This is a genomic window from Pseudomonas sp. C9D1 (assembly GCF_056491235.1).
Window position 1 is genome coordinate 3,674,500 of the sequence record NZ_JBSZIE010000002.1, and the last position, 14,484, is coordinate 3,688,983.

Annotated in this window: 16 protein-coding genes and 1 pseudogene; 7 read left to right on the plus strand and 10 right to left on the minus strand. The window is 63.8% G+C overall.

All coding sequences use genetic code 11. The features are described from left to right. Positions 1-12: 12 nt before the first annotated feature. The 4 genes and pseudogenes from ACXI0U_RS24795 to ACXI0U_RS24810 form a co-directional block, all read right to left on the minus strand. Entirely contained in the window at positions 13-2,226 is a 2,214-nt protein-coding gene (locus ACXI0U_RS24795) for a S8 family peptidase (RefSeq protein WP_479550969.1), read from the minus strand. Next, a complete protein-coding gene (locus tag ACXI0U_RS24800; protein WP_479550970.1) occupies positions 2,223-3,398 on the minus strand; it encodes an AAA family ATPase in 1,176 nt (391 codons plus the stop codon). The genes ACXI0U_RS24795 and ACXI0U_RS24800 overlap by 4 nt, the downstream gene beginning before the upstream one ends. Positions 3,399-3,789: 391 nt before the next feature. Continuing rightward, positions 3,790-4,635 (minus strand): annotated as a pseudogene (locus ACXI0U_RS24805) (YifB family Mg chelatase-like AAA ATPase); the annotation flags it as partial. A 34-nt stretch (positions 4,636-4,669) separates the two neighbouring features. Then, positions 4,670-4,933, minus strand: coding sequence for an accessory factor UbiK family protein (locus tag ACXI0U_RS24810; RefSeq protein WP_021218955.1), 264 nt, complete (start codon positions 4,931-4,933; stop codon positions 4,670-4,672). A 410-nt stretch (positions 4,934-5,343) separates the two neighbouring features. On the opposite strand from ACXI0U_RS24810, the gene glnK reads away from it, so the two are divergent. The 4 genes from glnK (at position 5,344) to sutA (ending at position 8,074) form a co-directional block, all read left to right on the plus strand. After that, the gene (glnK, locus tag ACXI0U_RS24815; RefSeq protein ID WP_003457590.1) at positions 5,344-5,682 is read left to right on the plus strand and encodes a P-II family nitrogen regulator; all 339 of its coding nucleotides are present in this window, start codon (positions 5,344-5,346) and stop codon (positions 5,680-5,682) included. Positions 5,683-5,716: 34 nt separating this feature from the next. Continuing rightward, positions 5,717-7,036: an ammonium transporter gene (locus tag ACXI0U_RS24820; protein WP_350447435.1), complete on the plus strand. Its 1,320-nt coding sequence runs from the start codon at positions 5,717-5,719 to the stop codon at positions 7,034-7,036. A 206-nt stretch (positions 7,037-7,242) separates the two neighbouring features. Beyond that, positions 7,243-7,668 carry a secondary thiamine-phosphate synthase enzyme YjbQ gene (locus ACXI0U_RS24825; RefSeq protein ID WP_350447436.1) on the plus strand — a complete coding sequence of 142 codons (426 nt, stop codon included), beginning with the start codon at positions 7,243-7,245 and terminating at the stop codon, positions 7,666-7,668. Between the two features lie 76 nt (positions 7,669-7,744). Continuing rightward, complete coding sequence (gene sutA, locus ACXI0U_RS24830; RefSeq protein ID WP_021218958.1) at positions 7,745-8,074, plus strand: transcriptional regulator SutA; 330 nt, start codon at positions 7,745-7,747, stop codon at positions 8,072-8,074. A 60-nt stretch (positions 8,075-8,134) separates the two neighbouring features. On the opposite strand, the gene ACXI0U_RS24835 is transcribed toward sutA, so the two are convergent. The 6 genes from ACXI0U_RS24835 to lptM are packed head-to-tail and all read right to left on the minus strand — an operon-like array spanning position 8,135 to position 12,706. Continuing rightward, a complete protein-coding gene (locus ACXI0U_RS24835; protein WP_431483109.1) occupies positions 8,135-8,839 on the minus strand; it encodes an HAD family hydrolase in 705 nt (234 codons plus the stop codon). Next, positions 8,836-9,735 (minus strand): tyrosine recombinase XerC, encoded by a 900-nt coding sequence (gene xerC / locus ACXI0U_RS24840; RefSeq protein ID WP_431483110.1) that lies wholly within the window; start codon positions 9,733-9,735, stop codon positions 8,836-8,838. Before xerC ends, ACXI0U_RS24835 begins: the two co-directional genes overlap by 4 nt. 34 nt (positions 9,736-9,769) lie before the next feature. After that, the gene (locus ACXI0U_RS24845) at positions 9,770-10,471 is read right to left on the minus strand and encodes a DUF484 family protein (RefSeq protein ID WP_350447439.1); all 702 of its coding nucleotides are present in this window, start codon (positions 10,469-10,471) and stop codon (positions 9,770-9,772) included. 13 nt (positions 10,472-10,484) lie between these two features. Further along, a complete protein-coding gene (gene dapF, locus ACXI0U_RS24850; protein ID WP_021218962.1) occupies positions 10,485-11,315 on the minus strand; it encodes a diaminopimelate epimerase in 831 nt (276 codons plus the stop codon). A 4-nt stretch (positions 11,316-11,319) separates the two neighbouring features. Further along, positions 11,320-12,567, minus strand: coding sequence for a diaminopimelate decarboxylase (gene lysA, locus ACXI0U_RS24855; RefSeq protein WP_021218963.1), 1,248 nt, complete (start codon positions 12,565-12,567; stop codon positions 11,320-11,322). Between the two features lie 10 nt (positions 12,568-12,577). Further along, positions 12,578-12,706: an LPS translocon maturation chaperone LptM gene (gene lptM / locus ACXI0U_RS24860; RefSeq protein WP_021218964.1), complete on the minus strand. Its 129-nt coding sequence runs from the start codon at positions 12,704-12,706 to the stop codon at positions 12,578-12,580. Positions 12,707-12,857: 151 nt separating this feature from the next. On the opposite strand from lptM, the gene ACXI0U_RS24865 reads away from it, so the two are divergent. The 3 genes from ACXI0U_RS24865 to ACXI0U_RS24875 are packed head-to-tail and all read left to right on the plus strand — an operon-like array spanning position 12,858 to position 14,428. After that, a complete protein-coding gene (locus ACXI0U_RS24865; RefSeq protein ID WP_031287538.1) occupies positions 12,858-13,901 on the plus strand; it encodes an AraC family transcriptional regulator in 1,044 nt (347 codons plus the stop codon). 10 nt (positions 13,902-13,911) lie between these two features. Further along, positions 13,912-14,244 carry an iron donor protein CyaY gene (cyaY, locus tag ACXI0U_RS24870; protein ID WP_021218966.1) on the plus strand — a complete coding sequence of 111 codons (333 nt, stop codon included), beginning with the start codon at positions 13,912-13,914 and terminating at the stop codon, positions 14,242-14,244. Next, entirely contained in the window at positions 14,225-14,428 is a 204-nt protein-coding gene (locus ACXI0U_RS24875; RefSeq protein ID WP_271659599.1) for a DUF1289 domain-containing protein, read from the plus strand. The genes cyaY and ACXI0U_RS24875 overlap by 20 nt, the downstream gene beginning before the upstream one ends. Positions 14,429-14,484 lie beyond the last annotated feature (56 nt).

Here is a 14,484-nt window from a genome sequence, read left to right on the forward strand (position 1 = left end):
TGTCTCGTTGAGCTATAGCCGTACCGGCAGCGAGATCTGTGGTTGTATCGGGATCAGCTCGGCGTAGGCTCGAAGAATGTCGGCATAGAGCTGCGGGTGCTTCGGAGCCTCCACGGTGATGATCAATGAGTACTTGATCTTCTTGGCTCGGCTGGCATTACCGCCGCCTTCTCGGGCGATGTAGTGGATGTCAAAAGCCGCTTTATTGAGGCTACTCCCTCGCATCCGCTTCTCGTCATGGAGCACGGTTTCCCATTTGCCGGAGTCAGCACGTAACTCCGCCTCTGTAGCGAATTTTTTCTTCTTAAAGAACGTGGTTGTTTCCGCGTTGCTTTTCCCTTCCTTGATCCGCTCCTCGTTGGGTCTGAACGTGACCTCAAGTCCGGCGCGGGTGTAGGAGGAGGAGTCTTGTGGGTCCGTAGCGCTGGCAAAGGTAAAGGTCGCCTTCAGCGTGACCATGCCCGAAAGACCCTCATCGGGTAACGGGATCGGCGCCTTGATGTACTTCCCGGGCTTCAGCTCACCTTGATAAACAATCCTCGCTACGCCAGAGGGGCAGGTGATGATCTCCATGAGGTCATCGGGGATCTTTCCCCAGCCAACGTCTTTCGCGTCGTGGCCATTTTGATTGGCGGCATGAATCAGCAACGCCTTGATGGCGAGCGGAGAAAGATCTTGGCCAAGGACGGCGCGCACGCCGACGGCGCTGCGGAGGGTGTAGGGAGAGGCGAAGCTAGTGCCTAAGAGGGGGACCAGCTCGGGAGCTTTTCCCGGAGCCAAAGCATGGAAGTACTCCTTGGCGCTGCCTCCAAATGCCACGAGATCGGGCTTAATTAGGCCTGGGCTTCTGCCGGGACCTGTAGCACTGTAGGGGGCTCGGCTCCAGTTGTTATTAGTGCTGTTTGCTGCGCCTATCGCTATTGCGTTCACGCAGTCGGAGGGGACCTGAATTCGATCATTTCTGGTTTTGGTGTCCATGGTGCCGTTGTTGCCGACAGCTACTGTCATGAACGTATTGCCATCGCTGAGAAGCTCATCGATGACCGCGGTCCAGGGGTGAACCTCAGTATCTTCGATCGGAATTTCAGGGCCGACGCTGAGGTTGATGAACTCATACTGCCTGGACAGCAGGACTTCCTCGATATGACCCAAGGTCCGATAGAGCTCGAGGGGATTCTCTTTGTTGGACTCGTTGTCGAGGACCCTCAAGTGATCCACATAAGCATATGGGCGCGCTGCTACATCTTCTGGCTGGAGCGGGCCAAACAGAAACGCTGACGTTGCCGCTAGACCGTGGTCGGGGCCCAGTGGATCATCAGCCGCATCCGCATCCATCACGTAATAGTTCTTGAGCCATCTCCCAATCGTGTGTTGCGCCGGCAGGCCTGCATCTAAGATCGCGACACGAGGTTCTAAGGACAGCGGGTCCTGAGTTGGGAGAACACATTCGACTTTCGGGCCGCCACGGCGAAGGTTCGGCAGCAGGCTGCGCATTTTGGCTACGGGGCGAACCACTCGAACAAATACAAAGTCTGCGAGTTGCATTGCTGCTTGCTGAGGCCCTTCAACGGGTACGAACCAAAGGCTGCCTGCTTCGAAGCTGTGTCCGCCGTGTACGACCAGACCTAGTGACTCTGCCATTTGCGCAAATGAGCGCTGGATGAAGCTGCTACCTTCGTCAGGTAATAGGTGGACACCGAACTCAAAGAACTTGTCCTTCGCGCTGCCGGCATTCGCGATGCGCTGATTTCGCGCAAAGACTGATATGTGCTCAATGCGGCGCAGGTCTAGTGCCTCATCACTGTCTTCTTCTAGACCAGCCATCCAGCCACCTAGTGAGCGGAAGGCCTGGCGCTTACCTGCAACGAAAATCTCAGTGGTCGCACATTCCCGAGGCTCGCCTTTCCGCTTCCAGCTTTCAGGCGTGATGCAGATCTGCTTGCTGCCCAGTGATTCGAGCCCTGTGGCTCTTAGCAGATAGGCTGGGAAATAGGAGCGCGCGATATAGCTCGGGTTCATGATGAGCCGAGCGACGCCAAAATCATGGGGGCACGCTATATCGGGAAGCTTGTCGAGCGCCTTTGCTGTCTCGGCTGCCTCGGGTTGTAGCCGTCCAAGAGCTTGGTGAAGGGTGTAGACCTCTGACTTATCAGGGTTCCTTCGGGGGCCCTTGATATCACTTGTTAATAGCTCGCCGCGACCAATGAGAAAGTTCGTTTGACTCATGGGCTACTTCTCTTCCTTGAGGTTCGTGATGGGGATTGCTTGTCTGTGTTCCTGTGCTTTCGAATGGTGTCGCGGCTTACGCCAGTTATTTCATGAATTGCGCGCTGAGATAGGTCCGTCTGACTGTCTAGCAGTAGCGCGAACTCAATCTGTGACGGGCGATCCAGGGTCGCAGATCTGGTGCGCACTGCATCTTCAACAAGGCTTTTAGCGGTTGCGCTGCCGAGGGCAAGAGCACGCCTGAAGCGATGTATCTCTCGTTCTATATCACTAAAAGATTGGCCCTGGAAAGCATACGAAAGTATGTCCGTCCAGCTTTCGAACTCAGCTGCGTCTCTATCTAGGAAGCGTTGAATAGCGGCTTTAACTGCTTCTGGGTCGGGTGAATTGAACTCAACAACCAAATCGAATCTGCGCCATAGAGCAGGATCAATCAGCTCTGGGTGATTGGTCGCTGCCAATAGAAGCCCTGTGGCAGGCCATTCATCCACCTCCTGAAGGATTACGGTGACAAGACGCTTTAGCTCGCCAATATCGCTGTCGTCACTACGACGCTTTGCTATGGCATCAATCTCATCCAGAAGCAGGACGCATGGAGTTCGTTTGGCGAAGTCGAGTGCGGCTCTCAAGTTGGTTCCGCTGCGCCCTAGGAAGCTGCTCATTACAGCCGTCAGGTCCAGAACGTAGAGCGGCACGCCCAGCTGTGAGGCGATCCATCGAGCAGTGATGGTCTTTCCTACCCCGGGAGGGCCTACAAAAATGGCCGACTTCGTGGGGTGAAGCCCCAGGCTGGCCAGCTTCTTGATCTGTTTGCGTTCGTGGATGAGTTGCTCAAGCCCATCTTTGGTCGACTGGGCCAGCAGGGGGCTAGGCCTTGAGGGCTCGTCCTGAAAAATTTTAAGAAGTGAAAGACGCGATTCGTCATCCACCGGAACGGGGTTATCGGAGCTGTTTGGAAAGGGTTGTTCTCTGCGCATCAGGTTCGTAGATGACTTCGGAGCATTCAGTCGCAAGTGCTCCTCAAGCTGTTCGGACAGCTTTGGCTCCGTGCCGCGGTACTTCCTCACTAGTCGGGCTACGAATAGACGTACGTCATCTGTTTTCTCGCCTAGTGCGAGCCGGGCGACCTGGGCTAGATCGGTTGCAACAATTTCTTTTTCGTCCGATGCCATTCTAAGTCACTGATAAATAAGTAATTAATATGGTTATGTTAATGGGCTAAATTATAGCATATGCGCGCCAACTCAATCCTAGCTGCTCAGACGAGCTGAGTAGGCGTATCGATTCACAATGTTGATGTTCAGTGTCGGGAGGCTAGGGGCTGAGAGAATGCAGCGCTGCTTTTCGGTCGGCGGGTGAGAACGATCCGGAGGGTGGGAGGACCAGTGCCTGAAGACGGATGGCTCGTGCTTCAGCGTGGACGACAGCCCTTGAGTTTTCACAGACCAGCCGCAATCGAACAAGGTGCTTCTGGGCGCAAAATTTCTTTAGTTATCCCTCATGAGAGGCAGCGAGAGCGCCGCATCTATTCCTCATTTTTTGCATCTATTTAGAATTGTCACAGCCGCCGCCCACCAGGGCGGGCCCGGAGGCGCTGTGGTGCGGCTGGCGGAAGGGGCGGTGCGGCCAACTGTCCAGCGGGGTGTTGCTGGCCACCGAGTGGATGGCGGCGACTTCCAGTGCCTCCTGCTCCTGCAAGGGCGGCAGCAGGCCGGGCAGGCGGCTGGCGAGCAGCGTCTTGCCGGTGCCGGGCGGCCCGGAGAGCAGCAGATTGTGGGCACCGGCGGCGGCCACCAGCAAGGCGCGCTTGGCGGCCACCTGGCCCTGTACTTCGGCGAGGTCCGGGTAGGCGTCGGCGCGGTTCGGCAGGCCGGCGGAGGCATAGGGTTCGAGGGGCGTTTGCCCGGTGAGGTGCGCGGCCAGTTCCAGCAGGTGGCCGACGGCGATCACCCGCAGGCCGCTGGCGAGGCTGGCTTCTTCGGCATTGTCCTTCGGCACCACCAGGGTGCGCCCTGCCGCGCGGGCGGCAAGGGCAGCGGGGAGGACGCCCTGGACCGGGCGCAGCGCGCCGGAGAGGGCCAGCTCACCGAGGCATTCCACCTCGGTCAGGCTGGCGACCGGCACCTGGCCGCTGGCGGCGAGGATGCCGAGGGCCACGGCCAGGTCGAAACGCCCGCCGTCCTTGGGCAGGTCGGCCGGCGCCAGGTTCAGGGTGATGCGCCGCAGCGGGAACTCGAAGCCGCTGGTGAGGATGGCGCTGCGCACGCGGTCCTTGCTTTCCTTGACCGCCGCTTCCGGCAGGCCGACCAGGGCCAGGGACGGCAGGCCGTTGGTGAGGTGCGCTTCCACGGTTACGGCAGGCGCTTCGACGCCTACCTGGGCGCGGCTGTGAACGAGGGCCAGGGACATGATCGCTCCTTGATCGCGTCACCCGCCCGCCGGGTCACTCGTTCGGCGGAGGGGTGGGCGTGGCTTCCAGCTCGGCGACCTTGGCTTCCAGGGCCTCGAGGCGGGCGCGGGTACGGGCGAGGACGGCCATCTGGCTGTCGAATTCCTCGCGGCTTACCAGGTCGAGCTTGCTGAAGGCGCTCTGCAGCAGGGCTTTGAACTGGGTTTCGAATTCGGCGCGGGGCAGCGGGGTATCACCGCTGAACAAGCGGGAGGCGTGGGCACCGAGGGCGTCTAGCAGGGCTTTGGGTGGCAGCATGATGGGCTTCCATAGTCAGGCGGCGGGCAGTCTACCACGCGGGGTGAATGGCCGATCCCGATGGGCGGCGCACAATTTTTGAGCAATGGCCATTCGCCGCGTGCGCCATCTTGGTGCGCGATACCGGGGCGTCTTCCGGCGCCGAGGGGGCATACGGCCAGTATCTGCTTGAAAAACTGCGCTTTTGGTGGAGCTGGCAAGCTTTCTGCTTTAGGCCATACGACGCATGCACCGATGCAGTACCGGTGTGTCGGGCGAGGCGGGGGAGTGTTTCGCCGGAAGCGGTTGGTCTGCGTTCGAAGTGGCCGAGCCAGGGCGGTTCGACGCGTTACAAAGCCAGACACTGCGCTTAGACTTGAGCCGGGTTCGTTTTTCCTGGGGCAAGTCCACCAAATACGGGAGAGAGTTTCATGAAGCTAGTCACTGCCATCATCAAGCCGTTCAAACTCGATGACGTGCGCGAGTCGCTGTCCGAGATCGGCGTGCAGGGCATCACCGTTACTGAAGTCAAAGGCTTCGGTCGGCAGAAGGGTCATACCGAGCTGTACCGTGGCGCGGAATACGTGGTCGATTTCCTGCCCAAGGTGAAGATCGATGTCGCCATCGCCGACGATCAACTGGATCGCGTGATCGAGGCCATCACCAAGGCAGCCAACACCGGCAAGATCGGTGACGGCAAGATCTTCGTCGTCAATCTGGAACAGGCCATCCGCATCCGTACCGGCGAAACCGGCACAGACGCGATCTAAGCCTCCGAACCCCAACGCCCCAGGAGAAAACAACATGACTCTGCGTAAAGCCGCAGGGCTAGGAGCCCTTTTGTCCCTCGTTACCCCCGGCCTCGCCATGGCCGCTGACGAGGTCGTGCTGAACAGCGGTGATACCGCGTGGATGCTGACCGCTACCGCGCTGGTGCTGTTCATGACCATTCCCGGCCTGGCGCTGTTCTACGGCGGCATGGTGCGTTCCAAGAACATCCTCTCGGTGATGATGCAGTGCTTCGCCATCACCGGCCTGATCAGCATCCTCTGGGTCGTCTTCGGCTACAGCCTGGCCTTCGACACCACCGGGATGGAGCAGGGCGTCGTCAACTTCAACTCCTTCGTCGGTGGCTTCGGCAAGGCCTTCCTGTCCGGTCTGACCGTCGACAGCCTGACCTCCGCCTTCCCTGAAAGCGTGTTCATCACCTTCCAGATGACCTTCGCCATCATCACCCCGGCCCTGATCGTCGGTGCCTTCGCCGAGCGCATGAAGTTCTCCGCAATGCTCATCTTCATGGCCATCTGGTTCACCCTCGTCTATGCACCGATCGCCCACATGGTGTGGAGCGGCAACGGTGGCCTGATGTGGGACTGGGGCGTACTGGACTTCGCTGGCGGTACCGTGGTGCACATCAACGCCGGTGTCGCCGGCCTGGTGGCCTGCCTGGTACTGGGCAAGCGCAAGGGCTACCCGACCACTCCGATGGCCCCGCACAACCTGGGCTACACCCTGGTCGGCGCCGCCATGCTGTGGATCGGCTGGTTCGGCTTCAACGCCGGCTCCGCCGTTGCCGCCAACGGTACCGCCGGCATGGCCATGCTGGTCACCCAGATCGCCACGGCCGCCGCTGCCCTGGGCTGGATGTTCGCCGAGTGGCTGACCCACGGTAAGCCGAGCGCCCTGGGCATCGCTTCCGGCGTGGTCGCCGGCCTGGTCGCCATCACCCCGGCTGCCGGCACCGTCGGCCCGATGGGCGCCCTGATCATCGGCCTGGCCGCTGGCGTCCTGTGCTTCTTCAGCGCCACCAGCCTGAAGCGCAAGCTGGGCTACGACGACTCCCTGGACGCCTTCGGCGTACACGGCATCGGCGGCATCATCGGTGCCCTGCTGACCGGCGTGTTCGCGGCCCCGGCCCTGGGTGGCTTCGGCGCCGTCGAAGACATCGCCAGCCAGGTGTTCATCCAGTTCAAGGGCGTCGCCTTCACCGTGATCTACACCGCCATCGTCACCTTCGTGATCCTCAAGGTGCTGGACCTGGTGATGGGCCTGCGCGTCAGCGAAGAGGAAGAGACCGTAGGCCTCGACCTGGCTCAGCACAACGAGCGCGGCTACAACCTCTAAGCGCCATGGCCCGGCTCCGCGCCGGGCCCTGTCGAGGCGGCCATGGGCCGTCGTACCTGGGGCTCTGGCTCGCTCGAGGTCGCTGTCGCCGCAAGGCGTCTGCAGAAGATGCAACACGAGCCGCAAAGGGCGCCCGCAAGGCGCCCTTTGCTTTTTCTGGAGCCGCGCTAGAATGCGCGCCGACGAGTTCGAAGCGGGAGACGTGCATGTGGCAGCAGACCCTGATCAGCCTGCGCGCACGGCCACGCGGCTTTCATCTGGTGACCGATGAGCTGCTGGCGAATTTGCCGGAACTGCGAGACTACCGCGTCGGTCTGTTGCACCTGTGGTTGCAGCACACATCGGCATCACTGACCGTCAATGAAAATGCCGACCCCTCGGTGAGGCGCGATTTCGAGCGATTCTTCAATCGCCTCGTGCCCCAGGGCGAGGGTGGCTACGAACATGACTATGAAGGCCCGGATGACCTTCCGGCGCATTTCAAGTCGAGCCTGCTGGGCTGCCAGCTGATGCTGCCGATACAGGAAGGGCGGCTCGCGCTGGGAACCTGGCAGGGGATCTACCTGGGCGAACACCGCGATCATGGCGGCGTGCGCCGGGTCGTCGCCACGCTGAACGGCGAGGCGATCTGATTTTTTTCCAGTGGCGTTAGCACGCTGGCGCGGCTGGGCTATAACTAACCTGCTTTGGCAAGACAAGAGGTAGAACATGAGCGACGAAGATCTGGAACAAGACGAGCTCGAGGCATCCGACGAGGATGAGGGCGAGGAGCTTGCGGCGGCCGAAGACAGCGATGACGGCGATAGCGACAGCGACAGCGAATCCCCAGCGTCCGGCGGCAAGAGCAAGGGCAAGAAGGCGGCGGTAGAAGTCGAAGAACTGCCCAGCATCGAAGCCAAGCAGAAGGAGCGCGATGCACTCGCGCGGGCCATGGAAGATTTCCTGGCGCGCGGTGGCAAGGTGCAGGAAGTCGAGCCCAATGTGGTTGCCGACCCGCCCAAGAAGCCGGACAGCAAGTACGGCAGCCGCCCCATCTAAGGCATGCCGTCACATGAAAGAAGCCCGCTATCAGCGGGCTTTTTCATGGCTGTCGACCACTCAGCCCGGGGTGTTCCAGCGGCCGAGCAGGGCCGGCAGCTCGGCCAGGTTGCGGATTTCCGCATCCGGCGCGCTTTCGCCGTCCCAGGCCTTGCCCTGGGGGTTGAACCAGATGGCGCGCATGCCGGCGTTACGGGCGCCGTGGATGTCGTCGCTGGGGTGGTCGCCAATGTGCACCGCCTGCGCGGCTGCGACGCCTGCGCGTTTCAGCGCCTCCTCGAACGGGTGCGGGTCGGGTTTGCCGACGCCCAGCTCCTCGGCGCACAGGGCGAACTGGAAGTAGTCGGCCAGGCCCAGGCGGCGCACGTCGGCGTTGCCGTTGGTGATCACCGCCAGGCGATAGCGGTTGGCGAGTATCTCCAGGGTCGGGTGCACCTCGGGGAACAGGTCGATGCGGTGACGTGCGTCGAGGAAGACGTCGAAGCCCCGGGTGGCCAGGGTGCCCGCTTCGTCCCGGGGGTAGCCGGCCTCTTCCAGGGCATGGAAGAGGATGCGCTGGCGCAGCTCGCTGAGGCGGTGCTTGAGTGCCGGCTCGTCCGCCAGCAGGCGTGCGCGAATGGCCCACAGGTGCTCGATGGGCACCGGCCCGAGCTTCGGCGCCTGCATGGCCAGCCACTCACGCAGGGCCGCTTCGGCGCCGTGCATCACGGTGGCGACGTCCCAGAGGGTGTCGTCGAGGTCGAAGGTGATCAGCTGGATGCTCATTCGTCGTTCGCCTTGTTGCGCTTGGCCCGTGGGTGGGCCTTGTCGTAGACCGCTGCCAGGTGCTGGAAATCCAGGTGGGTGTAGATCTGCGTGGTGGAGATGTCGGCGTGGCCGAGCAGCTCCTGCACCGCGCGCAGATCCTGGGAGGATTCCAGCATGTGGCTGGCGAAGGAGTGGCGCAGCATGTGCGGGTGCAGGTGCTGGCCCAGTTCGCGGACCCCGGCGGCCCGCACCCGCAGCTGGATGGCGCGAGGCCCTAGGCGGCGGCCGGTGCGGCCGATGAATACCGCGCCGTCCTGTGGGTTGGCCAGGGCGCGCAGTGGCAGCCATTGCTCCAGTGCCTGCCGCGCCATGCGGCCCACCGGCAGTTCGCGCACCTTGTTGCCCTTGCCGTGCACGCGCACGCTGCCGTCATTGAGGTCCAGGCCGTCGAGGTTCAGCCCCACCAGCTCCGACAGGCGCAGCCCGGAGGAATAGAAGAGTTCGAGGATGGCCTGGTCGCGGCGGGCGATGAAGTCATCTTCCACGGCGCCATCCAGCAGTTGCTGGGCGCGGTCGGCATCCAGGGTCTTGGGCAGGCGGCGCTCGCCTTTGGGGGCGCTGAGGCCGCTGGCCGGGTCGTGGCGGCAGACGCCTTCACGCACCAGGTAGCGGTAGAGCCCGCGTACCGCCGAGAGCAGGCGCGCCAGGCTGCGGCTTGACTGCCCCTGCTGGTGCAGGCGGGCGACGATGCTGCGCAGGGTGCGCGGGTCGAGGGCGGGCCAGTCGGCGATGGCGAAGGTCTCGCACAGGGCGACGACCTTGCCCAGGTCACGGCGGTAGCCGTCGAGGGTGTGGGGCGAGACCTGGCGTTCGCTGCGCAGGTGTTCGATGTAGCGGTCCAGATCGGCGTTCATCCGTCTACTCCTGCCGCTGTGCGTCGCCCGCCGCCTACCTCACGGAGCGCAGCGGGGAGGCGAAGAGGGGCAGCACGCGGGCCAGGACTTCGGCGATGTAGCCGAGGAACAGGGTGCCCAGCGAGCTCTTGTAGTGCTGCGGGTCGTGGCTGCCGATGGCGAGGACGCCATGCTGGCCCTGATGGTTGAGGGACACCACGGCGGCGGAGCCGACCTTGGGGCCTTCTTCCTTGCCGAAGAGGAACTCCAGCTCGTGGGCGCGGAGCACCCCGCAGATGGTCTTGCCGGCCACCAGCAGGCCGCCGATGGCTTGCTGGGCCTCCACGCTGGTGACGCTGCGGCCGACCGGGAGGGTGCTGTCGCTGAACAGGATGAGGCTGACGAAGGGCACCTGGAACTCGTGGCGCAGGCTGTCTTCCACCGCGCTGACCACTTCTTCCAGGGTGCCGGCGTCGAGCAGGTCGAGCACCAGGCGACGGGTCTTGTCGAACAGCCGATCGTTGTCCCGGGCCACGTCCATCAGCTGCGACAGCCGATGGCGCATCTCGATGTTGCGCTCGCGCAGCAGCTTGACCTGGCGTTCCACCAGGGACACGGCCTCGCCCGGCTGGTGCGGGATGCGCAGTTCGGGAATCAGCTCTTCGTGGTCGACGAAGAACTCCGGGTGGTGCCGCAGGTAGGCGGCGACCGTTTCGGAGTCGAGGTGCTGAGGCGGTTCCTGGTGCTTGTCACTCATGCTCGCTGCTCGCTCATAGGCGGACCTGCCCTTCATACACGCGCACGGCGGGTCCGGTCATCATCACGGACTGGTCGGGGCCGGCCCATTCGATGGACAGCTTGCCACCCGGCAGCTCCAGTTGCACGGGCGAGTCCATCCAGCCCTGGCGGATGGCGGCCACGGCGGCGGCGCAGGCACCGGTACCGCAGGCCTGGGTTTCCCCGGCGCCACGCTCCCACACGCGCAGGCGCGCCTGGTTGCGGTCGATCACCTGGAGGAAGCCGACGTTGACCCGCTGCGGGAAGCGCGAGTGGTGTTCGATCTTCGGGCCCAGCTCGTGGACCGGCGCCTTGTCGATGTCCTCGACGCGCAGCACTGCATGGGGGTTGCCCATGGACAGGGCGGCCAGTTCGATCGGGCGGCCTTCGACCTCGACGCTGTAGTTCAGCGCCTCGCCTTCGGCGACGAAGGGAATCTGCTGGGGCGCCAGGCGTGGCGGGCCCATGTCGACGCGGACCTGGCCATCGGCGCGGACGTCCAGCTCGATGATGCCGCTCTTGGTCTCGACGCGGATCTGCTTCTTCACCGTCAGGCGCTTGTCCAGCACGAAGCGGGCGAAGCAGCGCGCGCCGTTGCCGCACTGTTCGACCTCGGAGCCGTCGGAGTTGAAGATGCGGTAGCGGAAGTCGACGTCCGGGTTGGTCGGCGCTTCGACGATCAGCAACTGGTCGAAGCCGATGCCGGTGTTGCGATCGCCCCATTGCTTGGCGTGCTTGGGCTGAATGTGCGCGTGCTGGCTGACCAGGTCGAGGACCATGAAGTCGTTGCCCAGGCCGTGCATCTTGGTGAAACGCAGCAGCATGGGTTTACTCCGGTAGCAGGCTTTCGCCGGCGTAGAGTTCCTCGACGGTCTCGCGACGGCGGACCTCGTATGCCCGCTCGCCATCCACCAGCACCTCGGCGGCGCGACCGCGGGTGTTGTAGTTGGAGCTCATGACGAAGCCGTAGGCACCAGCGGAACGCACCGCCAGCAGGTCACCTTCGGCCAGGGCCAGGTCGCGGTCCTTGGCGAGGAAGTCGCCGGTTTCGCAAATGGGGCCGACCAGGTCGTAACGGCGCTTCTCGCCTTCGCGGGGCTCCACCGGCACCACGTCCATCCACGCCTGGTACAGGGCCGGGCGGATCAGGTCGTTCATGGCCGCGTCGATGATCGCGAAGTCCTTGTGCTCGGTGTGCTTGAGGTACTCGACCTGGGTCAGCAGCACGCCGGCGTTGGCGACGATGTAGCGGCCCGGCTCGAAGACCAGCGCCAGCTTGCGCACGCCGATGCGCTCACGCACGGCCTTGATGTAGTCGCCGGCCAGCGGCGGCTCTTCATCCTTGTAGCGCACGCCGAGGCCGCCACCGAGGTCCAGGTGGCGGATGTGCACGCCCTGTTCGGCGAGGCGGTCGATCAGCGCCAGCAGGCGGTCGAGGGCATCGAGGAAGGGCGCCAGGGTGGTCAGCTGGGAGCCGATGTGGCAGTCGACGCCGACCACTTCCAGATTCGGCAGCGAGGCGGCGTGCAGGTACACGGCTTCGGCAGCGGCGATGGCGATGCCGAACTTGTTTTCCTTGAGGCCGGTGGAAATGTACGGGTGGGTGCCGGCGTCGACGTCGGGGTTAACCCGCAGCGAGACCGGTGCCTTCATGTCCATTTCGGCGGCGACGACCTGCAGGCGCTCGAGCTCCTCGGTGGACTCGACGTTGAAGCAGTGCACGCCGACTTCCAGGGCGCGACGCATGTCGTCACGGCTCTTGCCGACGCCGGAGAAGACGATGCGGTCGGCCGCGCCGCCGGCGGCGAGCACACGCTCCAGCTCGCCGCTGGAGACGATGTCGAAGCCCGAGCCCAGGCGGGCCAGCAGGTTCAGCACGCCGAGGTTGGAGTTGGCCTTGACCGCGTAGCAGACCAGGTGCGGTACGCCTGCCAGGGCATCGGCGTAGGAGCGGTACTGGGCTTCGATGTGGCTGCGCGAGTAGACATAGGTGGGTGTGCCGAAGCGCGCGGCGATGGCGGACAATGCCACGCCCTCCGCGAAGAGCTCACCATCGCGGTAAGTGAAGGCGTCCATCAGCGCCCCCTTAGTGCGAATGTTCGGCGGAAGACGGCTTGGATTCGTCCGGCAGGTACAGCGGGCCCTTCTGGCCGCAACCGGCGAGCAGGCAGGCGACGGCGACGAGCGCGACGAGAGGGGTGAGCAGTCGCTTCATGGCGAAATCCTTGAAGAAAACGTGAATTGCCCGGGAGTATACCGACCGCCCGGCGCCTTGCCTATGCGCTGGAAAAGCCGCCGGACGTGGCTTTCGGCTAGCCAATCGAGCCTTCCGAAGCCTAGGATTGGCGCCCAAAAACGGAGGTCCGATGGAACCATCCACGCCCATGGCCAGCTCGGTTTCGGTGGCCTACCTGCAAGGCCTGGTCGACCACCTGGCGCGCCAGGGAATCGAGCCCGCCGAGCTGCTGGCGCACGTCCAGCTGACGCCCGCCATCCTCGGCCAGCGCGACCAGCGCATCGCCGCCAGTGCCTACCTGGAGCTGCTCGCCCAGGGCATCCGCCTGACCGGTGACACGCGCCTCGGCCTGCACCTGGGCGAAGCGGTGCGGCCCGGTTATTACGGTGTGCTCGGTTACCTGCTGATGAGCTGCGCGACCCTCGCCGATGCCTTGCACCGGCAGGCCCGCTATGCGGCGCTGGTGGGCAACCTGGGGCGGGTCGACCTGGCCGACGAGCCGGAGCGGCCCGGCCATGAACCGCTCGTCGTGCACAGCTGGGAGCCCTTGCTGCCCCAGCAGCGCGAGCAGGTGGCGGAGGAGTCCCTCGCCGGCTGGGTGACCTTCGGCCGCTGGATCAGTGGCCTGGACATCCCGCCCACCGAGGTGCGTTTCCAGCACCCTGCCCCGGCCGACCTCAGCGAGTACCAGCGGATCTTCCGTTGCCCGGTGCTGTTCGGCCAGGCCGACAATGCGCTGGTGTTCCCCCGCCGATTGCTGGCCACGCCGCTCGGCCAGGCCGATGCGCAGGTGCGGCAGATGCTCGATGCCTACGCCGACCGGCTGCTAGGCGAGATCAACCGGGGCAACAGCGTGCTCGACCGCGCCCGGGTGGTTCTCGCCGGCCAACTGTCGGAGCAGGGGCCGGACCTAGAGCGCCTGGCCGAGGCATTGGCGCTGAGTCCGCGTACACTGCAGCGTCGATTGCGCGAGGCTGGCCTATCGTTCAGCCAGTTGGTGGACGAGACGCGCCAGCAGCTGGTGCTGCATTATCTGCGCGACCCGGCGCTGGAGCTCGCCGATATCGCCTTCCTTGTCGGCTTCAGCGAGCCCGGTTCGCTGGCCCGTGCGTTCCGCCGTTGGACCGGGCAGAGCCCCGGCGAGTATCGGCGTCACCTGTCACCCTTTCCCTGAGGACCCCCCAATGAGTTTGAGCGAAGCGCGTTTCCACGATCTGGTCGATGCCGCCCAGGAAGCCGTCGAAGACATTTTCGACAGCAGCGATCTGGACGTTGACCTGGAAAACAGCGCGGGCGTGCTGACCATCCGTTTCGAAAATGGCACCCAGGTCATCCTCAGCCGCCAGGAGCCCTTGCGCCAGCTGTGGGTCGCGGCCCGCTCCGGTGGCTTCCATTTCGACTATGACCAGGCCAGCGGCCTGTGGATCTGCGACACCAGCGAAGAGCCTCTCGGCGAGCTGCTGGGCCGCGTAACCCGCGAACAGGCGGGCGAAGACCTTGAGTTCGAAGAACTCTGAACCCCCTGCCCCTCCTTCCCCGGGCTCGCCCTGCATTCGCAGGTGCTGCCTGGATGACGCCGACGTCTGCGTCGGATGCGGTCGCACCCTGGGTGAGATCCTGGAATGGAACGAAGCAGGCGCGGATCGCCGCCGGCAGATCCTTGAGCAGGCCGCTCAGCGCGTGCGTTCCAGGCCGCGCTGACCGGTCGGTCTTGCCAACAGCGCATCCACTGACGTAGTGTCGGTCGGGCTGGTGTC